This is a genomic window from Mycobacterium sp. NGS18 (genome assembly GCF_059813185.1).
In genome coordinates, this window is sequence record NZ_JCALEC010000002.1 from 438,702 (window position 1) to 460,043 (window position 21,342).

The 21,342-nt window shown below is 69.3% G+C and carries 21 protein-coding genes; 10 read left to right on the plus strand and 11 right to left on the minus strand.

The window, feature by feature from the left end; translation table 11 throughout:
• The first annotated feature begins 133 nt into the window (after positions 1–133).
• Entirely contained in the window at positions 134–1,030 is an 897-nt protein-coding gene (locus AC5Y31_RS05565; protein WP_065025886.1) for a hypothetical protein, read from the plus strand.
• Positions 1,031–1,044: 14 nt separating this feature from the next.
• Here AC5Y31_RS05565 and AC5Y31_RS05570 read toward each other — a convergent pair whose 3' ends face one another.
• Positions 1,045–2,592 carry a leucyl aminopeptidase gene (locus AC5Y31_RS05570; protein WP_499978718.1) on the minus strand — a complete coding sequence of 516 codons (1,548 nt, stop codon included), beginning with the start codon at positions 2,590–2,592 and terminating at the stop codon, positions 1,045–1,047.
• 11 nt (positions 2,593–2,603) lie between these two features.
• The gene (locus AC5Y31_RS05575) at positions 2,604–3,692 is read right to left on the minus strand and encodes an adenylate/guanylate cyclase domain-containing protein (protein WP_499978720.1); all 1,089 of its coding nucleotides are present in this window, start codon (positions 3,690–3,692) and stop codon (positions 2,604–2,606) included.
• Between the two features lie 32 nt (positions 3,693–3,724).
• Here AC5Y31_RS05575 and gcvT point away from each other — a divergent pair, with 32 nt between their 5' ends.
• The gene (gcvT, locus tag AC5Y31_RS05580) at positions 3,725–4,819 is read left to right on the plus strand and encodes a glycine cleavage system aminomethyltransferase GcvT (RefSeq protein WP_499978721.1); all 1,095 of its coding nucleotides are present in this window, start codon (positions 3,725–3,727) and stop codon (positions 4,817–4,819) included.
• A 23-nt stretch (positions 4,820–4,842) separates the two neighbouring features.
• Entirely contained in the window at positions 4,843–5,949 is a 1,107-nt protein-coding gene (locus AC5Y31_RS05585; protein ID WP_301636904.1) for a branched-chain amino acid aminotransferase, read from the plus strand.
• Between the two features lie 126 nt (positions 5,950–6,075).
• Here the strand turns inward: AC5Y31_RS05585 and AC5Y31_RS05590 are convergent, their stop codons facing one another.
• From AC5Y31_RS05590 to AC5Y31_RS05605, 4 genes are all read right to left on the minus strand, one after another.
• Positions 6,076–6,240, minus strand: coding sequence for a hypothetical protein (locus tag AC5Y31_RS05590; RefSeq protein ID WP_165607353.1), 165 nt, complete (start codon positions 6,238–6,240; stop codon positions 6,076–6,078).
• Between the two features lie 125 nt (positions 6,241–6,365).
• Positions 6,366–7,094, minus strand: a complete 729-nt coding sequence (locus tag AC5Y31_RS05595; RefSeq protein WP_499978724.1) for an adenosylcobinamide-GDP ribazoletransferase — start codon at positions 7,092–7,094, stop codon at positions 6,366–6,368.
• Positions 7,091–8,146, minus strand: a complete 1,056-nt coding sequence (gene cobT / locus AC5Y31_RS05600; protein ID WP_499978726.1) for a nicotinate-nucleotide--dimethylbenzimidazole phosphoribosyltransferase — start codon at positions 8,144–8,146, stop codon at positions 7,091–7,093. The genes AC5Y31_RS05595 and cobT overlap by 4 nt, the downstream gene beginning before the upstream one ends.
• Positions 8,147–8,169: 23 nt before the next feature.
• Entirely contained in the window at positions 8,170–8,856 is a 687-nt protein-coding gene (locus AC5Y31_RS05605) for a DUF3043 domain-containing protein (protein ID WP_065025288.1), read from the minus strand.
• A 60-nt stretch (positions 8,857–8,916) separates the two neighbouring features.
• Here AC5Y31_RS05605 and AC5Y31_RS05610 point away from each other — a divergent pair, with 60 nt between their 5' ends.
• The 3 genes from AC5Y31_RS05610 (at position 8,917) to AC5Y31_RS05620 (ending at position 11,620) form a co-directional block, all read left to right on the plus strand.
• Positions 8,917–10,071, plus strand: a complete 1,155-nt coding sequence (locus AC5Y31_RS05610) for a glycerate kinase family protein (protein WP_499978730.1) — start codon at positions 8,917–8,919, stop codon at positions 10,069–10,071.
• Positions 10,072–10,166: 95 nt separating this feature from the next.
• Positions 10,167–10,523 carry a HesB/IscA family protein gene (locus AC5Y31_RS05615; protein WP_065025289.1) on the plus strand — a complete coding sequence of 119 codons (357 nt, stop codon included), beginning with the start codon at positions 10,167–10,169 and terminating at the stop codon, positions 10,521–10,523.
• Between the two features lie 122 nt (positions 10,524–10,645).
• Entirely contained in the window at positions 10,646–11,620 is a 975-nt protein-coding gene (locus AC5Y31_RS05620) for a carbohydrate kinase family protein (protein WP_499978733.1), read from the plus strand.
• A 78-nt stretch (positions 11,621–11,698) separates the two neighbouring features.
• On the opposite strand, the gene asnB is transcribed toward AC5Y31_RS05620, so the two are convergent.
• Positions 11,699–13,678: an asparagine synthase (glutamine-hydrolyzing) gene (gene asnB / locus AC5Y31_RS05625; RefSeq protein ID WP_499978735.1), complete on the minus strand. Its 1,980-nt coding sequence runs from the start codon at positions 13,676–13,678 to the stop codon at positions 11,699–11,701.
• A gap of 184 nt (positions 13,679–13,862) precedes the next feature.
• On the opposite strand from asnB, the gene ctaC reads away from it, so the two are divergent.
• The 4 genes from ctaC (at position 13,863) to AC5Y31_RS05645 (ending at position 17,014) form a co-directional block, all read left to right on the plus strand.
• Entirely contained in the window at positions 13,863–14,942 is a 1,080-nt protein-coding gene (gene ctaC, locus AC5Y31_RS05630) for an aa3-type cytochrome oxidase subunit II (protein WP_234787438.1), read from the plus strand.
• A 10-nt stretch (positions 14,943–14,952) separates the two neighbouring features.
• Entirely contained in the window at positions 14,953–15,372 is a 420-nt protein-coding gene (locus AC5Y31_RS05635; RefSeq protein WP_065025293.1) for a cytochrome c oxidase subunit 4, read from the plus strand.
• A gap of 131 nt (positions 15,373–15,503) precedes the next feature.
• Positions 15,504–16,388 carry an MmpS family transport accessory protein gene (locus tag AC5Y31_RS05640; protein WP_499978739.1) on the plus strand — a complete coding sequence of 295 codons (885 nt, stop codon included), beginning with the start codon at positions 15,504–15,506 and terminating at the stop codon, positions 16,386–16,388.
• Entirely contained in the window at positions 16,388–17,014 is a 627-nt protein-coding gene (locus AC5Y31_RS05645) for a DUF2561 family protein (RefSeq protein ID WP_301636916.1), read from the plus strand. The genes AC5Y31_RS05640 and AC5Y31_RS05645 overlap by 1 nt, the downstream gene beginning before the upstream one ends.
• An 8-nt stretch (positions 17,015–17,022) precedes the next feature.
• Here AC5Y31_RS05645 and AC5Y31_RS05650 read toward each other — a convergent pair whose 3' ends face one another.
• The 4 genes from AC5Y31_RS05650 to qcrC all read right to left on the minus strand — a co-directional run bounded on the left by AC5Y31_RS05650 (position 17,023) and on the right by qcrC (position 21,341).
• Positions 17,023–17,604, minus strand: coding sequence for a pyridoxine/pyridoxamine 5'-phosphate oxidase (locus AC5Y31_RS05650; protein ID WP_499978744.1), 582 nt, complete (start codon positions 17,602–17,604; stop codon positions 17,023–17,025).
• 82 nt (positions 17,605–17,686) lie between these two features.
• Positions 17,687–19,315 (minus strand): cytochrome bc1 complex cytochrome b subunit, encoded by a 1,629-nt coding sequence (gene qcrB, locus AC5Y31_RS05655; RefSeq protein WP_065024478.1) that lies wholly within the window; start codon positions 19,313–19,315, stop codon positions 17,687–17,689.
• Positions 19,312–20,484 carry a cytochrome bc1 complex Rieske iron-sulfur subunit gene (qcrA, locus tag AC5Y31_RS05660; protein WP_499978748.1) on the minus strand — a complete coding sequence of 391 codons (1,173 nt, stop codon included), beginning with the start codon at positions 20,482–20,484 and terminating at the stop codon, positions 19,312–19,314. The genes qcrB and qcrA overlap by 4 nt, the downstream gene beginning before the upstream one ends.
• On the minus strand, positions 20,481–21,341 hold the full coding sequence (gene qcrC, locus AC5Y31_RS05665; RefSeq protein WP_082966425.1) for a cytochrome bc1 complex diheme cytochrome c subunit: 861 nt from the start codon (positions 21,339–21,341) through the stop codon (positions 20,481–20,483). Before qcrC ends, qcrA begins: the two co-directional genes overlap by 4 nt.
• Position 21,342: the final 1 nt, after the last annotated feature.

Below are 21,342 nucleotides of genomic sequence, written 5' to 3' on the forward strand. Positions count from 1 at the left end.
CCCAGGTGGACTGTCGAAAACCATCCTGTCATTGCGCCATCGCGCGCACACACCGAGGTGGCGGTCGGGCGGTTCTCGACGCAGTCTGCTAAACCACCGTTGCCGCCGCTGACACGTCATTAATATCTCGCGGGTGCCCGCTGAGCAGATCGCCGAGGCTTGTGAGCTGTGGACCGGCTTCGACATATCGATCGTGGCCCGTAACTATGCGCAACTGGCAGGTCTGCTGGCCGGTTTCGCGTTCGTCGTCATCAATCTAGTGCTGGATCGTGCGTATCGGCGTCGTACCGACGGTGTTCCGGACGCACGCGAGGTCGAGCATGAAACCCTCACCGGCGTAGCACTGATGAACGCATTCCTCGGGCTGTTCCTGGCTGCGGCGCAATACAGTCTGCTGTCGGGCGAACAGGGTTGTGCGGTGACCAGCGGGCGTGCCACGTCCGCGGAACTGTTGGGCGGCATATCTTTTGTGGCCGCGCTCTACATCCTGCTGTACGCCATCGTGCAATTCGTCTCGGGTGCCGCCGGCGCACTGATCAGACACTGCGTGTTCATCGTGGCGGTCCTGGTCCCGCCGATCGCGGTGTTCTTCGTGGAAGCGACGTTGACCGACTTGGCGCTCTCGCTCGGTGATCCGCAGACGCGTCGGCCGTTGCAGCCGCTGTGGGATCAGGCCAACCAGTTGTCGCTGCCCATCACGGCGGTCGTCGGGGTCGTCTGCGCGCTCGGATGGTTCCTCGGGCGCCGGCGACGGCGTAGCGAATCGCCGATCGGGCCCATGGCTGGGCGCATCCGGACGGCGTTTCCGTATTTGAGCACCGTCGTCATCATCGCGGCGATCGTCCGCGCCATGGCGGCGCTGCCGAAAACCGATGTGACAGCCCACCTCAGCTCGACAGAAGCCTGGGTATGGGTCGTCGTTTTCGCCGTGTTGATGCTGATTCAAAGTGCTGCGCTGTCTTTTCAACAAGGGGTGGAAACCCCGTACCGCCCCGCGCAGCACACCGGGAGCGCAGACGACAGCGCCTGACTCGCGGCGGGGCGTTATCCGTTTGCGGCGATGTCCTCCAACACCGCGAACATGGTCCGGGTCGGCACGCCGGTGCCGCCTTTGACGGTGTAGCCCCACGCGCCGGCGGTGTTGTAGGCCGGGCCGGCGACGTCGATGTGTGCCCAGGCCACCCCGTCGGCCACGAACTCACGCAGGAACACCCCGGCGACCAGCATCCCGGCGAAGCGCTGCCCGCTGACGTTGGCGAGATCGGCGACCGTCGACTTCAGGTCTTCTTTGAGCTCGTCGGGCAGGGGCATCGGCCAGCCGTTCTCGCCGACGGCCTGCGAGATCGCCGCCACCCGGTCGCGGAACTCGTCGCTGCCCATCACCCCCGGGGTGCGCGAGCCGAGCGCCACGGTCTGTGCACCGGTCAGCGTCGACGTCTCGATCAGGTAGTCCGGGTCGTCCTCACACGCCCGCACGATCGCGTCGGCCAGGATCAACCGGCCCTCGGCGTCGGTGTTGAGCACCTCGACGGTGGTGCCGCCGTACTGGGTGAGCACATCGCCGGGACGCTGCGCAGTGGACGACGGCATGTTCTCGGCCATCGGCACGGTCGCGATCACCTCGATCGGCAGCCGTCGCCGCGCGGCCAGCACCACGGTCGCGATCACCGCAGCGGCCCCGCCCATGTCGGAGGTCATGTGGTGCATCGAGGCGGCCGGTTTGATCGAAATGCCACCGGTGTCGAAGGTGATGCCCTTGCCGACCAGCGCCACCCGCTTGGTTGACGTCGCCTCCGCGGGCCGGTGGATCAGCCGCACCAGTCGCGGCGGGCGCGCGGAGCCCTTGCCGACACCGATCACCCCGCCGTAGCCGGCGTCGGTGAGTTCCTGCTCGTCGAGCACCTCGACGTCCAGGCCGGCGGCTTCCCCCAACGCGCGGGCCCGCTCGGCGAATTCAGCCGGAAACAGGTGACTCGGCGGGGTGTTGACGAAGTCGCGCGCGGTGGCGACCGCGGCGGCGACGTCGGCGCCGTGGCTCGCGCGCGTCTCGGCGTCGCCCGCGGCGCAGACCACGGTGACGGCTTGCAGACCCGGATCTTTCGGGGCGGTCTTGTCGGTGCGGAACGCGGTGAAGCGGTAGCCGCCCAGCAGCAGACCCTCGACGGCGGCGGCCACCACATCCTCATCGGGCTCGCCGGGCAACCCGGCCAGCGTGCTGACCACCTCGGCGGTGCCGTTCAGCGAGCGTGCCGCCGTGCCTGCGGCGCGCCGGACCAGATCGGCGGGCCAGGAGTCGCGAGCCTTGCCCAGTCCGACGGTCAGCACGCTGGCCACCGGTAGCGACGCCACCACCAGCCGGTTCACCTGCTCACTGCCGCCCTTGGCGTTGAGCGCCCGCAGCCCGGACTCGATCTCGGCGACCGCTTCGGCGGGAAGCGCCGGCTCGGTCGCGGCGACCACGGGCTCAGACTCGTCGCCGGGCGACACGACCGGCACGATCAGCACGGCCTCGTCGGCGGCTCCCTTGGTTTCGAAGGGCAGCGAGTCGGTGACGGTGACGGTGGGGGCGGGATATCCGGGTTGGGTGCTCACAAGCACCCACCCTAACGATCGGGGGCCAGGGCCAGCTCGTATGCCGGGACGGGCTCTTCGAATCCCTTGAGCGTCAACGGCCCTCGCGCGATGACCGGCCACCCGGACAACTCCTTGACCACGCCGGCGCAGGCCAGCACCTGTCGGGGGGCGGCGGCATCCACCAGGCGCGCGGCCAGGTTCACCGGGGTGCCGAAGTAGTCGCCGTTGATGGCCAGCAGTTCGCCGTAGCCCAACCCGGCGCGCACCTGCAGGCCCACTTTGCGGGCTTTCGGGTGGTTGACCAGGTCGGTCGCGGCCTTCGCCAGCAGCTCCGCGTTCGCGCTGACCCACATCACGGCGTCGCCGATGAACTTGACCACCCGCCCGCCGTCGGCGTGCACCACGTCGGCGACGCTGCCGCCGAAGTCGGTGAGCAGGCTCGCCAGCTCCTCGGAGGTGAGGACCTGGGTCAGGGCGGTGAAGCCGGTCAGGTCGGCGAAGCCGACGCCGCAGACCATGCTGGACGTCGGCCCGGCCGCCAGCCCCTCCAGGAACGTTCGGGCGCTGACCTGGTGCTGGCGGTGCACGGCGTCGATCATCGCGCCGAGGCGCGGGATGAACGTCGCGACGGAGCGCCAGGCCCGCGCGGTGGTGAGCTCATCGAAGGTGTGGCCCAGCCAGACGTCGGGCTCACTGATCCGGATCATCGACGACTCGGCCTCGGCCAGCCGCGCCATCGTCGACCCCAGCACCCGCAGGAAGCCGTCGACCGGCTCGCCGAGGTAGGACCGCATCTCGACCCAGGTGGCCAGCCCGTCGACGTCGGCCTGGCTCAGGGCGGGCGTGTCCGGACTCGGGACGCTCAACCCGAGCATCGTCCAGGCCCGCTCGACCTCGCCGACCGGCACGGCCAACGCCTCGGCGGCGGTCCGCAGGGTGTAGCTGGGCGGGCCCGAGCGCCCGACGACGTCGCCGGCCAGGCCGAACAGCCGGCCCTGCCGCTCGGCCTCGACCATCTGCTCGGTGGTGAAGCCGAGGGCGTCGAGGTACTCGATGAGGTCGGCGCGACTCCGCGCGTCGGCGATTCCCGCGGCTTCGAGCGCGTCCCAATCAACCACGTACACAAGTGTGCCGATTAGGCTGGCTCGTCGTGAGCGAACTGCAACACGGACCCCTGGAAGACCGCCACCGTGAGCTGGGCGCCAGCTTCGCCGAGTTCGGTGGCTGGCTTATGCCGGTGTCCTACGCCGGCACGGTGGCCGAGCACAACGCCACCCGCGACGCGGTGGGCCTGTTCGACGTCAGCCATCTGGGCAAGGCGACGGTTCGCGGCCCCGGTGCGGCGGCGTTCGTCAACGCCACGCTCACCAACGACCTGAACCGGATCGGACCGGGCAAGGCGCAATACACGTTGTGCTGCAACGAATCCGGTGGTGTCATCGACGATTTGATCGCCTACTACGTGGCCGACGACGAGATCTTTCTGGTCCCCAACGCGGCCAACACCGCGGCGGTGGTGGCTGCACTACACCAGGCTGCGCCGGCCGGAGTGACCATCACCGACGAGCACCGTTCGCGCGCGGTGCTGGCGGTGCAGGGGCCGCGATCGACCGAGGTACTGGCCGGTTTGGGCCTGCCCACCGAGATGGACTACATGGGCTTCGCCGATGCCTCGTATGCGGGCGTGCCGGTGCGGGTGTGCCGCAGCGGCTACACCGGCGAACACGGTTACGAACTGCTGCCGGCCTGGGAGAAGGCGGGCGTGGTGTTCGACGCACTGGTGGCTGCGGTGACCGAGCTCGGGGGCGAGCTGGCCGGGCTGGGCGCCCGCGACACGCTGCGCACCGAGATGGGCTATCCGCTGCACGGTCACGAATTGTCGCCGGCCATCTCGCCGCTGCAGGCCCGCTGCGGTTGGGCGATCGGGTGGAAAAAGGAATCGTTCTTCGGTCGCGACGCGCTGCTGGCGGAGAAGGCTGCCGGTCCCGCCCGGCTGCTGCGCGGGCTGCGCGCCACGGGTCGGGGAGTGCTGCGCGCCGATCTGGCGGTGCTCGACGGCGACCGGCAGGTCGGGATCACCACCTCGGGCACCTTCTCGCCGACGCTGCGGGCCGGTATCGCGCTGGCGCTGATCGATGCCGATGCCGGCATCGATACCGGCGCGCAACTCACCGTCGACGTGCGAGGTCGCGCGGTGGAGTGCGAGGTGGTACAGCCGCCGTTCGTGACGGCAAAAACCCGCTAGCGCACCGGTTATACAATCGCTGCATGAAAAGCGGCCTCCTCGAGTTCCATGTGTCGGTCACAGCGAACCCGACTCCTGACGAGGTACGCGAATCCATCTTGGCCGAACCGGGTTTCGGCAAGTACCACACCGATCACATGGTGTCGATCGACTACACCGTCGACGCCGGTTGGCACAATGCGCGGGTCATGCCCTACGGGCCGATCGAACTGGACCCGTCGGCGGTCGTGCTGCACTACGCGCAAGAGGTCTTCGAGGGACTGAAGGCCTACCGCTGGACGGACGGGGAGATCGTGTCGTTCCGGCCGGAGGCCAACGCCGCCCGGATGCGCGCGTCGGCTCGGCGGCTGGCGATCCCGGAACTTCCCGACGAACTGTTCATCGAATCGCTGCGGCAGCTGATCGCCGTGGACGGGGCCTGGGTGCCGGCGCCCGGCGGCGAGGAGTCGCTGTACCTGCGCCCGTTCATCTTCGCCACCGAGCCGGGACTTGGGGTGCGGCCGGCCAACGAGTACCGCTGCCTGGTGATGGCCTCGCCGGCCGGCGCGTACTTCAAGGGCGGCATCAAACCGGTGAGCGTCTGGCTCTCCACGGAGTACGTGCGGGCCTGCCCGGGCGGCACCGGAGCGGCCAAGTTCGGCGGTAATTACGCCGCCTCGCTGGTTGCCCAGGCGCAGGCCGCCGACAACGGCTGCGATCAGGTGGTGTGGCTGGATGCGGCCGAGCGGCGCTACGTCGAAGAGATGGGCGGGATGAACCTGTTCTTCGTGTTCGGCACCGGTGGCTCGGCGCGGCTGGTCACCCCGGAGTTGTCCGGCTCACTGCTGCCCGGCATTACCCGGGATTCGTTGCTGCAGTTGGCCACTGACGCCGGGTTCGCGGTCGAGGAACGCAAGATCGACGTCGGCGAATGGCAGAAGAAGGCCGCCGCCGGCGAGATCACCGAGGTCTTCGCCTGCGGCACCGCCGCCGTCATCACCCCGGTGTCACACGTCAAGTCCGCCGACGGGGAGTTCACCATCGCCGACGGCTCACCTGGTGAGGTCACCATGGCATTGCGCGACACCCTGACCGGCATCCAGCGCGGCACCTTCGCCGACACCCACGGCTGGATGGCCCGGCTGGACTGAACCGGCGGGTTTAATGCGGCGGTCCCAGCTTCGCCTCTCCTCCGTCGAGCCTCGCTGGACCGCCGGGTTCAATGTGGCGGTCCCAGCTTCGCCTCTCCTCCGTCGAGCCTCGCTGGACCGCCGGGTTCAATGTGGGGGACCGGGCGGGGGGTCGGGTTCGTCGGTTCCCATCTGCCAATCTTCGGCCGCGGCATCATCGGCGTCGGGATAGTCCGCTGGGTCGCTGCTGCCCTCGGTCATCGCCTTGCGGGATTCGCGACTCCGCTTGCTGTAGCGGTGGTGCCGAGCCATCGGAGTCAGTCCTCTCCCGTGGGCCAGCCGTTAATGCGGCATTTATACAAACCTACTCTGGGAATAAGCCCGCCGGGGGGAGAAATGTCTATCTGTTCGGAGAATTGTTACTTATCGGGGCGAGGTTAGAGCGCGGCCAGCAGCACCGCGAGCAGCGCCGTGGTCCACTCGACGGCGGCGCCCAGCACATCGCCATTGATCCCCCCGAGGCGGCGCACACAATGCTTGACCAGCAGCGACGCGCCGCCCAGCGCCACCGCGACGGCCACCGGCCCCTGCCACGGCGCCGAACCGGCGACCGTCGACCCGGCTGCCAGCACCAGCACCCAGGCCATCGCCACCGGCAGCGGCTGACTGCCCGCCACGGTGGCACCCAGCGTGCTGCCCAACGCGGCGGGCACCGAACGCCGACAGGCCAGCACCGCCGCCACCCGCCCCGCGCAGAGCGCGACCACGATACCCGCTGGATCGAGCATCGGCAACGCCAAGGCCTGCAGGCCGATCACCAGCACCACCGCGACCACGCCGAACGGTCCGGTCGAGCCGTCGCGCATCACCTGCAGTGCCTGCGCGGCGGGCCGGTAGCTGCCCAGCCCGTCGGCGGTGTCGGCCACCCCGTCGATGTGCAGCCCGCGGGTCGCGGCCAGCAACACCGCCACCGCGAGCAGCCCGGTCAAGGCGCTACCGGGACCGAATGCGAACCCGCCGGCCCAGACCACCCCGGCCGCCACAAGGCCCAGGACGGCGCCGACCACCGGAAGGGCCGTCAACGTCCCACGTCCCGGCGGACCGCCGGCGCCGCCCAGTCGCACGGCCGTCCCGAACGCGACCGCCGAGGCCAGCGACCGGATCACCCGTGCGCCTCCGCGGCGGGCCCGGAAACGCCCGCCTCGGCGAAGGTGGACATCGAGGCCAATGTCGCCACCGCCGCGCGCAGTACCGGCAGCGCCACCGCCGCACCGGTGCCCTCGCCCAGCCGCATCCGCAGGTCGAGGATCGGCTCCAGACCCAGCGCCGCGCAGGCCAGCGCGTGGGCCGGCTCGGGGGAGCGGTGACCGGCCTGCCACCACGCCCGCGCGCCGGGGGCCAGCCGGTCGGCCACCAGAGCGGCGGCGCTCGACGCCAGACCGTCGAGCAGCACCGGGGTGCGCCGCACCGCCGCCTGCGCACAGAACCCGGCCAGTGCCGCCAGGTCGGCACCACCGCAACAGCGCAGCAACCCCAGCGGATCGGACACCCCGCGAGAGCGGAACAGCGCATCGCGCACCGCCGCGGTCTTGCGCACCCAACCGGCGTCGTCGATGCCGGTCCCGTGACCGACCGCCTCGACGGGCTCGGCGCCGGTCAGTGCCGCGATCAAAGTCGCTGCCACAGTGGTGTTTCCGATGCCCATGTCGCCGGGGATGAGCAGGTCGGCCCCGGCGTCGACTTCCTCGTCGGCGATCCGGCGGCCCGCATCCACCGCGGCCACGGTCTGCTCGGCGGTCAGGGCGTCTTCGCTGGCGATGTCGCCGCTGCCGCGGCGCACCTTGTAGGCGCTCAAGTCGCCGACATCGCTGTTGATGGCCATGTCCACCACCCGCACGCCGGCGCCGCCGACGACGGCCAGCGCGTTGATGGCGGCGCCGCCCCGGTCGATGTTGACGGCCATCTGCGCGGTCACCTCCGCCGGGTAGGCGGACACCCCTGCGCGGGTCACACCATGGTCGCCGGCGAACACCACCACCCGGACCCGGTCGAATTGCCTTGGCGGGCAATGGCCTTGACAGGCTGCCACCCAGACTGACAAATCTTCCAGGCGCCCCAGCGAGCCCACCGGCTTGGTCAGGGCGTTCTGCCGTGCGCGGGCGGCGGTAGCTACCGTCGCATCAGGCGGGCTGACCGGCGGGAATTCTGCGGAGTCCACGGCTGTCGGCCCCTGCGCCGAACTCAGCCGAGGCGTTCGCCGCGGCGCACCTGCGGACGCGGTGCCCGCATCCGGCGCAGCGTCGATGCCCGACTGGCGGCGTAGATGCCCAGTTTCCACCGGGCCTCGGTGTTGTCCGGGTACTTGATGTCGACCAGCCTGCCGGCCTTGCGGGCCAGCAGGACGCCGTCGACGGCCATCGCGACCATCAGCAGCATCATCGCCGGCGAGATGTAGAACTGGACCTGCGGGACCGCCATCATGATGAACATCAGGCCCAGCGCTACCGGCATGAACAGGCCGAGCAGGTTGTAGCGGGCGTCGACGATGTCGCGCACGTACCGGCGTACCGGGCCGCGGTCACGCTCGAGCAGGGCCGCTTCGTCGCCGGCCATCATCCGCTCCCGGCGCTGGGCCATCCGCTCGCGCCGCTCGGCCTTCTCGGCCCGGCGCTCCTCTTTGCTCAGCTTCGGGCCGGCCAGGCTTTTGCGCCTGGCCCTGGCTTCGGCGGCGGTCATCGGCGCCGGCGCCACCGGGCCGCGACGTTTGGCGGCGGCGTTGCGCTTGGGGGTGGGCCGGCCCTTGGGTGCGGTGCCGCGGGAACGAGCGGAGTCCCCGGCATCGACGCTGTCGAGGTCGACGGCGCCACTCACGAGTTCAGCGGCCCCCGCTGAACCCGCCCCATCTTTCCTGCGTCCCGGCAACTTCACGCCCGCCAGGTTACTTGCCCGGCCGCCGACGGCGTCCGTGTGGCTCGATACCCTGCCGGTATGGCTGACCACCCCGGTCCCGGCACCTCCGCCGCCCCGGGGACGGCCGTGCTGCGGGTGCTGATCGCACCGGACTGCTACGGCGAGAGCCTGACCGCGGTGCAGGCCGCCGCCGCCATCTCGACCGGATGGCACCGCAGCCGACCCCGCGACCGATTGGCGATCGCCCCGCAATCCGACGGCGGCCCCGGGTTCGTCGCGGTGCTGGCCGCCGGGTTGGACGCCGCCGGTTCGGGCACGGTGCAGCGGTGCCGGGTCAGTGGGCCGCTGGGCGAGCCGGCCGACGCCGAATGGCTCTGGGACGTCGCATCCAAGACCGCCTATTTGGAGTGTGCGCAGGCCTGCGGCTTGGCGCTGATGGGGGGCCCGCCGTCGCCGCAGACCGCGCTGGGCGCCCACAGCGCCGGAGTGGGTCAGCTCATCGAGGCGGCGCTGACGGCCGGTGCCGAGCGGATCGTGGTCGGACTCGGCGGCAGTGCCAGCACCGACGGCGGGCGGGGGATGGTCGACGAACTGGGCGGCCTGGTGACCGCCCGGCAGCGGCTCGCCGAGGTAGAACTGATCGCGGCCTGCGACGTCGAATACCCGCTGCTGGGGCCATGGGGCGCGGCGCGGGTGTTCGGCCCGCAGAAGGGTGCCGATGCTGCCACCGTGGCCGTGCTCGAAAGCCGCCTGAGCGCGTGGGCGAACGAACTGGACAGCGCGGCGGGACGGCAGGTGAGCGCCGCCTCCGGGGCCGGCGCTGCCGGCGGGATCGGCGCGGCGTTGCTCGCGCTGGGTGCCACCGCCGAAGCGGGGGCGGACATCGTGGCACGCCACACCGGTCTGGCGGCCGCCCTCGCCGATGCCGACGTCCTCGTCACCGGTGAGGGCCGGTTCGACCAGCAGTCCCTGCACGGCAAGGTGATCGGTTCGCTGTGCACCGCGGCCCGGGCGCGGGAGCTGCCGGTGCTGGTGCTGGCCGGTCAGATCGACCTGGACGAACCGGCGCTGCGGTCGGCCGGCGTGGTGGCCGCCCGGGCGATCGCCGACCACGCCGGATCCGTGCGGCTGGCCCTGGTGGACGCGGCCAACCAACTGATCGGGCTGACCACGGTGCTTGCGGCGCAGATCGGCAGCCGGCCGGCGGATTCCCCCGATCCGGCGGCTCAGTAGGGAACACCTCGGCGCACGGTATCGTTGTGACGGTGGGCTTGGATGCTTCGAGTCGAGGCGAGCCCGCCCCGAATCAACCGCAATAGGGAGACGCAATGACTGTTCAGGACCAGTCGACCACCGAGTCTCAGGGCGTGGTCTTGACCGATGAAGCCGCGGCCAAGGTGAAGTCGCTGCTGGCCCAGGAAGGCCGCGACGACCTGACCCTGCGCATCTCGGTCCAACCGGGCGGCTGCGCCGGCCTGCGCTACAACCTGTTCTTCGACGACCGCACCCTCGACGGTGACGTGATCACCGACTTCAACGGGGTCAAGCTGGCCGTGGACCGGATGAGCGCCCCGTACCTGCAAGGTGCGGAGATCGGCTACGCCGACCAGATCGACAAGCAGGGCTTCACCATCGAGAACCCCAACGCCGGCGGCTCGTGCTCGTGCGGCGACTCGTTCAACTGACCATCGGCAACCGCCCCTCGGCCTGACGGCTAGGCGCTGCCCGGCGACGGACCGGGTTGCACCGGCCGCTACCGTGGGAACCCACATTCAGGTCCACGGTGCACACACGAGGGGGATAGTCAGTGACGATTGCGGTGACCGGTTCGATCGCAACCGACCATTTGATGCGCTTTCCGGGTCGGTTCTCCGAACAGCTGTTGGCCGATCACCTGCAGAAGGTTTCGCTGAGCTTCCTGGTCGAAGACCTGGTGGTGCACCGCGGCGGGGTGGCCGGCAACATCGCCTACGCGATCGGCGTGCTCGGCGGTGACGCCGCCTTGGTCGGCGCGGCCGGCGACGACTTCGTCGACTACCGCGACTGGCTGGTGTCGCACGGCGTCAACTGCGACAACGTGCTGGTCTCCGCGACCTCGCACACGGCGCGCTTCACCTGCACCACCGACGTCGACATGGCCCAGATCGCCTCGTTCTATCCCGGCGCCATGTCCGAGGCCCGCAATATCTCGCTGGCCAAGGTGGTCGAGAACGTCGGCAACCCCGAACTGGTGATCATCGGGGCCAACGACCCCGAGGCGATGTTCCTGCACACCGAGGAGTGCCGCAAGCTGGGCCTGGCGTTCGCCGCCGACCCCTCCCAGCAGCTGGCCCGGCTGACCGGCGAGGAGATCCGCCGGCTCATCGACGGCGCGGCCTACCTGTTCACCAACGACTACGAGTGGGACCTGCTGCTGTCCAAGACCGGCTGGACCGAGGCCGACGTCATGAAGCAGGTCGGGATGAGGGTCACCACCCTGGGTGCCAACGGTGTCGACATCGTCCACCCGGACGGCTCCCGCGTCCACGTGGGCGTGGTTCCGGAGAAGGCCCAGACCGACCCGACCGGAGTCGGTGACGCCTTCCGCGCCGGTTTCCTCACCGGCCGCAGTGCCGGGCTGAGCCTGGAGCGCTCGGCGCAACTGGGATCGCTGGTGGCGGTGCTGGTGCTGGAGTCCACCGGAACCCAGGAGTGGTCGTGGGACCGCGACGGCGCGCTGGCCCGGCTGGCCGACGCCTACGGCGACGCGGCGGCCGCCGACATCGGCACCGCGCTCAAATAGTTTCCACCTACGCGGAAGTGCGGTTTCATACGTGCGCTGCGGCGCGTTGCGGATGAAACCGCACGTTAGGAGAAGCGTTTAGAGCTGCACCGGGTAGGCCGGCTCGCTGATGGCCGGCACCACGGAGTGTTCGACGAAGATCGCGTGCCACAGCATGAAGATCAACACGGTCCACAGCCGGCGGCTGTGATCGGCGGTCCCGCTGCGGTGCTCGTCGAGCATCGCGCGCACCGCGGCGACATCGATCAGGTGGTCCGCGCCGGTGGCGGCCACCGTGGCGTAGGCCCACTCCACCAGCTCACCGGCGCGCAGCCAGTGCCGCAACGGCACCGGGAAGCCGAGCTTGGGCCGGTGCAGCACGTGGGCGGGGATGATCGGCTCCAGCGCGCGGCGCAGCGCGTACTTGGTGGTGGTGCGGGTGATCTTGGCCGACACCGGCAGCCGTGACGCCACCGCGAACACCTCGGGGTCCAGGAACGGCACCCGCAGCTCCAGCGAGTTGGCCATCGTCATCTTGTCCGCTTTGACCAGGATGTCGCCGCGGAGCCAGGTGAACAGGTCGATGTGCTGCATGCGGGCCACCGGGTCCCAGCCGGCGGACTCTGCATACAGCGGCGCGGTGACGTCGGTGTGGGTCCAGTCGGGGGAGAAGCCGGGCAGCACCGCCCGCAGTTGCTCGTCGGAGAAGCTGCGCGCGTTGCCGTAGTAGCGCTCCTGCAGTGTGAGCGACCCGCGGTGCAGCAGGCTCTTGCCGCGCATTCCTTCGGGCAACGGCCGCGACACCTTGCCCATCGACCGGCGCACCGGTGCGGGCAGGTAGTCGAACGGCCGCAGCGACAGCGGCTCGCGGTAGATCGTGTAGCCGCCGAACAACTCGTCGGCGCCTTCCCCGGAGAGCACCACCTTGACGTGCTTGCGGGCTTCGCGGGCGATGAAGTACAGCGGCACCAGGGCCGGGTCGGCGACCGGGTCATCGAGGTACCAGACGATCTCGGGCAGGGCGGCGACGAACTCGGCCGGGCTGACCACCTTGACCACATGCCGGGCGCCGATCGCCTCGGCGGACGCGGCGGCCACGTCGACCTCGGAGAAGCCCTCCCGCTCGAAGCCGGTGGTGAAGGTGATCAGCTTCGGGTTGTGGCGTATCGCCAGCGCGGCGATCGCGGTGGAGTCGATCCCTCCCGACAAAAAGGCGCCGACGGTGACGTCGGCCCGCATGTGCTTGGCCACGGAGTCCTCGAGCACCGCGGTGATCTCGTCGTAGCGCGCCTGCTCGGTGTCGCGGGTGATCGGCGTGGCGTCGAAGCGCGGCGTGAAGTAGCGGGTGATCTCGGGAACCGGCCGATCCGGGCTGATCTTCGCCCAGCAGCCCGACTCCAGCCGGCGCACCCCGCGGTGCAGGGTTTCGGGTTCGGGTACGTACTGCAGCACCGTGTAGTGCTGCAGCGCGCGGATATCGATGCCGGCGTCGCCGGTCTCGAAACCAACCAAGTCGGCCAGGTCCAGCAGTGACTTCTTCTCGCTGCCCACTGCGGTGCCGCCCGGTCCGCTCGCCACGAACAACGGCTTGATCCCGAACGGGTCGCGGGCGCAGAACAGCTCACCGCGCAGGGTGTCCCACAGTGTGAAGGCGAACATGCCGCGCAGCCGCGGCAGCACGTCGGCGCCCCAGTGGTGGTAGCCGGCGACGATCGCCTCGCCGTCGCCATCGGTGTGGAAAACCGCGCCGTGGGCCGCGGCCAACTCGGCGCGCAGCTCGAGGTAGTTGTAGATCTCGCCGTTGAACACCAGCACGTAGCGGTCCGGTTGCTCGGCGGGCCCCCAGCGCAGTGGCTGGTGCGAATGTTCGATGTCGATGATCGACAGCCGGTTGAAGCCCAGGGCCACGCCGTCACCGGTCCAGGTGCCCAGCTCGTCGGGCCCTCGATGGCGCATCAGGTGCGCTGCCCGTTCGACCCGTGCGGCGATGCCGGAGAGGTCGCTGACGTCGGTGGCGGGGACCGCGCCGGGGTTGGCGGTGCCGGCCGGGGCACACACGAAGGCCAGCAGTCCACACATCGGGTCCTAGTATGCCGCACCGGCATCGGCGCGGGCCTGCGCAGGGCGGGTACTTGAGTGGGGCGGCCGCGCGGCGGGTACCCAGCGCGATCGGCCAACCGGCAGGTCTCGCGAACCTCGGTCATCCGGGTGGTCTACGCTGCGTAGTATTCGACTGCTCCGCCGGTTCGAACCGGGCCGGTCTGTGACTCGAGGAGGCACCAACGTGACACGTCGCGGGCAGGGCGTTGTGCTTAGCCGTCTGCGTCGACCGCTGGCGGGGGCCGGCGCGCTCGGACTGCTGGCGGTGACGCTCAGCGGCTGCAGCTTCGACTGGACCGACGTCGTCGGTTTCGGCTGGCCCAAGGGCATCACCCCGGAGGCCGAGGCCAACTACAAATTGTGGCTGGGCATGGTGATCGCCTCGGTCGCGATCGGCGGGCTCGTCTGGGGAATGATCTTCTGGTCGACGATCTTCCACCGCAAGAAGGCGACCGACACCGAACTCCCGCGCCAGTTCGGCTACAACATGCCCCTGGAGCTCGGCCTCACCGTCCTGCCGTTCCTGGCGATCGCGGTGATCTTCTACTTCACCGTCGTGGTGCAGGAGAAGATGCTGCACCACGAGCCGGACCCCGAAGTGGTCGTCAACGTCACCGCGTTCCAGTGGAACTGGAAGTTCGGCTACCAGAAGGTCAACTTCTACGACGGGACGCTGAGCTACGAGGGCGCCGACCAGGAGCGCAAGGACGCGATGGCCTCCAAGCCCGAAGGCGTCGACAAGCACGGCGAGGAACTGGTCGGACCGGTCCGCGGACTCAACACCGACGACCGGACCTACCTCAACTTCGACAAGGTCGAGACGCTCGGCACCACGAGCGAGATCCCGGTGCTGGTGGTGCCCAGCGGCAAGCGCATCGAGTTCGTGTTGAACTCCGCCGATGTCATCCACTCCTTCTGGGTGCCGGAGTTCCTGTTCAAGCGTGACGTCATCGCCTGGCCCGAGCGCAACAACCAGGTGAACACCTTCCAGGTCTCCGAGATCACCAAGGAAGGGGCGTTCGTCGGCCACTGCGCCGAGATGTGCGGCACCTACCACGCGATGATGAACTTCGAAGTCCGGGTGGTCTCGCCCAACGACTTCAAGGCCTACCTCGGCCAGCGCATGGCCGGGAAGAGCAACGCCGAGGCGCTGGAGGCGATCAAGCAGGAGCCGCTGGCCATCACCACGTACCCCTTCGATAGCCGCCGCGGGCTGCTCGCCCCCAACGCCAGCGACAAGTAGGGACAACCTCATGCGCATCGAATCCAGGCTGTTCGAGTTCGTGGCCACCTTCTTCGTGGTGGTCGGGATCATCTACGCCGCGCTGACGACACTGTTCGCCACCGGCGGGGTGGAGTGGGCCGGTACCACGGCCCTGATCCTCACCGGGGTGATGGCCCTGATCGTGGCCACCTTCTTCCGGTTCGTGGCCCGCCGGCTGGACACCCGCCCCGAGGACTATGAGGCCGCCGAAGTCAGTGACGGCGCCGGGGAATTGGGCTTCTTCAGTCCGCACAGCTGGTGGCCGATCCTGATCGCGCTGTCGGGCTCGGTGGTCGCCGTCGCGATCGCGTTGTGGCTCCCGTGGCTGATCGCGGGCGGCGTGGCGATGGTGCTGGCGAGCGTGGCCGGGTTGGTCTTCGAGTACTACATCGGCGCCGAGAAACACTGAGCCGGTCCGCACGCACCGCCGTGTCAACCCGCTTGGGTAGGGTTGCCGGTGCACAATGACCAACGGCGGTTGATTTCGGCCGCGGTGGGTGTGGCGCGCGTGGGCGCCGCGGTGGAACAGGATAGGCGGGAATGAGCGGGCCGAATCCCCCGGAGGCGGGCTCTGAAGCCGAGGACCCCGGCACCGGTCAGCCGTCCTCAGACGCCGTCTCGGGCGCCGCCGCTGACGCGGATATCCCGGCGATCGATGAGATAGCCGCGGCCACGCCGAACAACACGGCATACTCGCAGGCCTATTCGGCTCCCGAGTCCGAGCAGTTCTTGAGCGGCCCCTACGTGCCGGTGGATCCGCGGCTGTACGAGTACGACAACTACGACACCCCCGAAGAGCCGGATCCGCACGCCAAGACGCCACGCTGGCCCTGGGTGGTCGGTGTCACCGTGATCATCGCCGCGATCTCCCTGGTGGTCTCGGTGGCGCTGCTGTTCGCCCGCAGTGAGACCCACGACTTGGCCACGCCCGACACGACGAGCACCACGGTGTCGCAGCCGCCGGTGCAGGATGAGATCACCCGAACCAGCCACCCGACCACCACGCTGCCGCCGCCTCCGCCGCCGTCCAGCGAGGAGCCCCCACCGCCACCGCCGTCCAGCGAGGAGCCACCGCCCCCGCCGCCACCGGCCGAGACCCCATCTCCCGAACCATCCCCTACGACAACGGAGCCCACCACGACCACCCAGGCCAAGCCGATGCAGGTGACCTACTCGGTGACCGGCACCAAGGCACCGTTCGACCAGATCACGATTACCTACGTCGACGCCTCCGGACAACGCCGGACTCAACGCAACGCCTACATCCCGTGGTCGCTGACGTTGACGCCGATCTCCCAGTCGGAGGTCGGCTCGGTGGAGGCATCCAGCATGCTGCGGCTGAGCAAGCTCAACTGCTCGATCACCAGCAGCGACGGTAGGGTGCTGTCCTCCAACAGCAACGACGCACCGGCGACGAGCTGCTGATGGTCGGCCGAAACATCGCAGACCGTTTCGCCCGCCCGGGCCAGTCCCCGGAGGTCACCGACCGGGTGCTGCTCGGTGTCTGCGCCGCGATCTGGCTCACGCTGCTGGGCATGAGCGTGGCGGCGATGGTCGCGCTGGTAGATCTCGGGCGCGGTTTTGAACAGCCGGCCGAGAGCTCGCACAACGGCCTGCTGTACATCGTCATCGGTGTCTCCGCGCTGGTCATCCTGGCCGCTGTCCCGGTGTTGCTGCGGGCCCGCGCAGCCGGCCCACCAGGCGCCGACTTCGCACCCCGGGCCGGAACGCCGGCGCGGCCGGGTGCGCCGCTGCCGCAACGCGGATTCGACGCCCCGGGGCGGCGGGCGGCTACCGAGCGCCCGGCGCTGCCCAACCAGGCCCAGGTGGACCGGGTGCTGCTGCGTGGCGTCACCGTGCTCGCCAGCGCCGTCGGCGGCGCCCTGACCCTGGTCGCCGCAGCGACCTATCTCATGGCAGTCGGCAAGGACACCGGCTCATGGGTCTGCTACGGGCTGGCCGGGGCGATCACCCTGGCCATGCCGGTGATCCCGTGGCTGTACCTGCGGCGCCTGGGCGAGGTGCTGGAGCTGCCGTCCCGGTTCGGCTGACGCCGCGCTTACGGCCAGAGCCGAGTCGCTGACCAGTCCGCGCCGTCGCGTTCATAACGCAATCTGCGGTGCCGGCGATCCGGGTCCGCCTGCCAGAATTCGACCGTGTCGGCCCGCACCGCATACGACACCCAGTCGGCGGGGACCAGGGCGGGGGACCGCTCGAGTTCCAGACGAGCCTTCGCCAACGCCGCACTGATCTCCGCGGCATCGCAGTAGGGCTCGCTCTGGCGCCCGGTCAGTGCCATCGTCCGGGCGCCCTCGGAGCGGGCCAGGAAGTCGTCGGCGGCCACCTGCGGCGGGTCGGCCTGCGCGATGCCCTCCACCCGGACCTGGCGGCCCACTGCGGGCCAGTAAAACGTCAGTGCCACAGCAGGATTGCGGGCGAGCTCGGCACCTTTGCGGCTCGCCGAGCTGACCGCGAAATGCCACCCGGCGCTATCGACGTCCTTGAGGATCAATATCCGCGCCGACGGCCGCGACCCGGACACGGTCGACACCGTCATCGCGTGCGGTTCGGTGACTCCGCTGTCGACGGCATGCAGCAGCCACGCGGTGAACAACTTCACCGGATCGTCGGGCGCCCGCACCGGATCGAACTCCGGCGCGCATCCAACCAAAACGGGCAGCCCGCGCAGCAAAGCGCGCAGGCTGCCCGTCGGCGGCTGTGGCCTAGTGCTGCTGGCCGTTGCCGTTACCGTCTTGACGCTCGGCAAGCGCGGTCAGCGCACGCCGCTCGCTGGCGTGTGCGGCCTCGTTGAGCGCGGCGTCCTCGTCGACCGGGTCGGCCGTCAGGAAGCTGCCCCGGCCGGGAGCACCGCCCGAACCGAGCGTGTTCATCTTCTTGGGCAGTGCTGCGCCGGCGTATTCCAGCGGAATCGGGTGGCCGTGTTCGTCGACCGGGCCCAGCGGCTGGTGCAGCTCGATGTAGGCACCGTGCGGCAGCCGCTTGATGATGCCGGTTTCGATACCGTGCTCAAGCACGTCACGGTCACTGCGCTGCAGCCCGATGCACCACCGGTAGGTGACGAAGAAGATGATCGGCGGCAGTACCACCATCCCGATGCGGCCGATCCAGGTCGTCGCATTCAACGAGATGTGGAACTTCCAGGCGATGATGTCGTTCATCGCAGCCAGGGTCAGCACCATGTAGAAGCTGATCGCCATGGCGCCGATCGCGGTGCGGACCGGTGCGTCCCGGGGACGCTGCAGCAGGTTGTGGTGCGCGTAGTCCCCGGTGAACCGCTTCTCCAGGAACGGGTAGATGGTCAGCAGGATGAAGACCAGACCCATGATCAGCGCGACCCCGACGGGGCCGGGCACGGTGTGACCCCAGAAGTAGAACTCCCACGCCGGCCACAACCGGGCCAGCCCCTCGGTCCACATCATGTAGAAGTCCGGCTGGCTGCCCGCCGACACCTGCGAAGGCCGGTAGGGGCCCAGGTTCCAGATCGCGTTGATCTGCAGCAAGCCGCCCATCAGGCCGAGGATGCCGGTGATGATCGCGAAGAACGCACCGGACTTGATCGCGAAGATCGGCAGTACGCGCACCCCGACGACGTTGCTCTCGGTGCGTCCGGGTCCGGGGAACTGGGTGTGCTTCTGGAACCACACCAGCGCCAGGTGCACGCCGATCAGGGCCAGGATGATGCCCGGGAGCAGCAGAATGTGCAGGGCGTAGAGCCGGGGGATCAAGATGGTGCCCGGGAAGTCGCCACCGAACAGCGCCCAGTGCAGCCAGGTGCCGATGACCGGCATGCCCAGCGTGATCGACGAGAGCGCGGCCCGGATACCGATGCCGGACAGCAGGTCGTCGGGCAGCGAATAGCCGAAGTATCCCTCGAACATGGCCAGGATCAGCAGCAGCGACCCGATCACCCAGTTCGCCTCGCGCGGCCGGCGGAACGCACCGGTGAAGAAGATGCGCGCCAGGTGCACCATGATCGACGCGGCGAACATCAGCGCCGCCCAGTGGTGCAGCTGCCGGACGAACAGGCCGCCGCGCACCTCGAAGGAGATGTTCAGTGCCGTCTCGTAGGCCCGCGACATCTGCACACCGTTGAGCGGCTGGTAGACGCCCTCGTAGATGACCTCGGCCATCGACGGGTCGAAGAACAGCGTCAGGTAGACGCCGGACAGCAGCAGAATGATGAAGCTGTACAACGCGATCTCACCGAGCAGGAACGACCAGTGCGTGGGGAAGACCTTGTTGAACTGGCGTCGCAGCGCGGCCGCCGGGTGGTAACGGGTGTCGATGTCGTCTGCTTGACGGGCGAGCAGGTCGCCGATTGCAGGGCTCATGAGGTGCGCTCCCAGAAGGCCGGTCCGACAGGTTCGACGAAGTCGCCGTTGGCGACCAGATAGCCGTTGGCGTCAATGGTGACCGGCAGCTGTGCCAGTGCGCGCGCCGCCGGGCCGAAGACCGGCTTGGCGAAGTGCAGTGCGTCGAACTGCGATTGGTGGCACGGGCACAGAATCCGGTAGGTCTGCTGCTCGAACAGGGACGACGGGCAACCCAGGTGCGAGCAGATCTTCGTGTAGGCGAAGAAGTCGCCGAAGTTGAAGCTCTCCTGGCCCGCTCGCTTGACCACCTTGGGCATGTCGTCGGGCCGGATGCGGATCAGCATCACCGGATTGCGTACGCCCATCATGATCTCGTTGAGCTTTTCGCGCGATTCCTCGGTGGTGCCGTCGCCGTCGGACTCCCGCCACGGGAAGACGGTCTCCATGCCGCCGGCGTCGAGGTCCTCGGGGCGCATCTTGACGAAGGGGGAGTTGGTGCTGTGGCCCGTCGCCCGGGCCAGGTAGATCGTCTCGCCGTGATAGCGCGGGGTCCAGCCCGAGGTCCACAGCATGGCCTTTTTGCCCTCGGCGGTGTCGACGACCGGCTTCCAGGGGTTCTTGATGAGGCCGCCGGCCCCGGCCACCAAGGTGCCCAGGCCAAACGCGCCGAAGCCGATGCCCAGCGATGCGCCGAGCAGCTTGCGCCGCCCGATCGTGGAGCCCTCGAATGCGTCGGTCAGCTGGGCGCCCACCGTTTTACGGTCCAGCTCGGCGGAGCTGCCGTCGTGGCGTTGCTGGATGGTGATCTCTTCGGGGATGAACTTCTTGACGAACATCACCGCGCCGACGCCGATCAGCAGCACCGAGAGCCCGAAGGTCAGCCCGTACAGCGGAGTGGCCAACGAGTAGGCGAACCCCTCCGGGGACTCCACCGGGGCGTATTCCCACGGCCAGAACAGGAAGATCAGCAGCAGGGCGAGCCCGAAGCCGCCGGCGGCCAGGAACCAGCCGGCGACGCTGCGTTCGGCCCGCTTCTCGGCCCGGGTGTCCGCGATCGGCCAGCGCGGGTCCTTGAAGATCGTCTCCACGCCGTCGAGGCGGCCACCGAGGGCGAGCAGCTCGTCGTTGTCCATCGCGGCCAGCTGGGCCTCGTCGGGAACGCTTGTCTCCTTGCTGACCTCGGTCATGAACGTGCCCCGATCCACATAGCCGCGCCGATGGCGGCGACCATTCCGATAATCCACATCACCATGCCTTCGGGCGCGGGGCCGAAACCGCCGAGCCCGTAGCCGCCCGGATCATGTTCCTCGGTGACGGCTCTGACGTAGGCGATGATGTCCTTTTTCTCCTCCATGGAGATCTGCCGGTCGGAGAAGCGCGGCATGTTCTGCGGGCCGGTCAGCATCGCGGTCAGGATCTGCTGCTCGTTGGCCGGTGCCAGGTCGGGGGCGTACTTGCCCGACGACAGTGCGCCGCCGCGGCCGGTGAAGTTGTGGCACGACGCGCAGTTGAGCCGGAAGAGGTCACCGCCGCGGCCCAGGTCGTCGCCGCGCAGCGAGGCCTGCGCGATGCTGCCGTCGGCGTTGCGCACCACGGTGGGCCCGCCACCGTGGGCCTGCACGTAGGCGCCCAGCGCGTCGATCTGCTTGTCGTCGAAGTTCGGGTACTTGCGGGGCGCCTGGGCCTCACCGCGTGCCGCGGGCATCCGCCCGGTGGACACCTGGAAGTACACGGCGGCCTCGCCGACGCCGAGCAGGCTCGGTCCGCGGCCGGGCTCACCCTGCAGGTTGGCGCCGTGGCAGCTCACACAAGAGGTGTCGAAGAGCTGCTTACCGGTGCGCAGCAGCGCCGAGGTGGACTCGTCGGCGACCGCGACCTGCGGGGTCGGGGTCACCACCGCCGCCAGTCCGCCGGCCATGGCCAGTGCGACCAGCAGCAGCAGCCCGCCGGACAACCGACGCCGAAGCCGCCGCCGGGCGACGGATTCGTTGGGGCGAGGTCGGGCCCACTTCTTCGGTGTCTTCAACCGAACACTCCTGTTCATC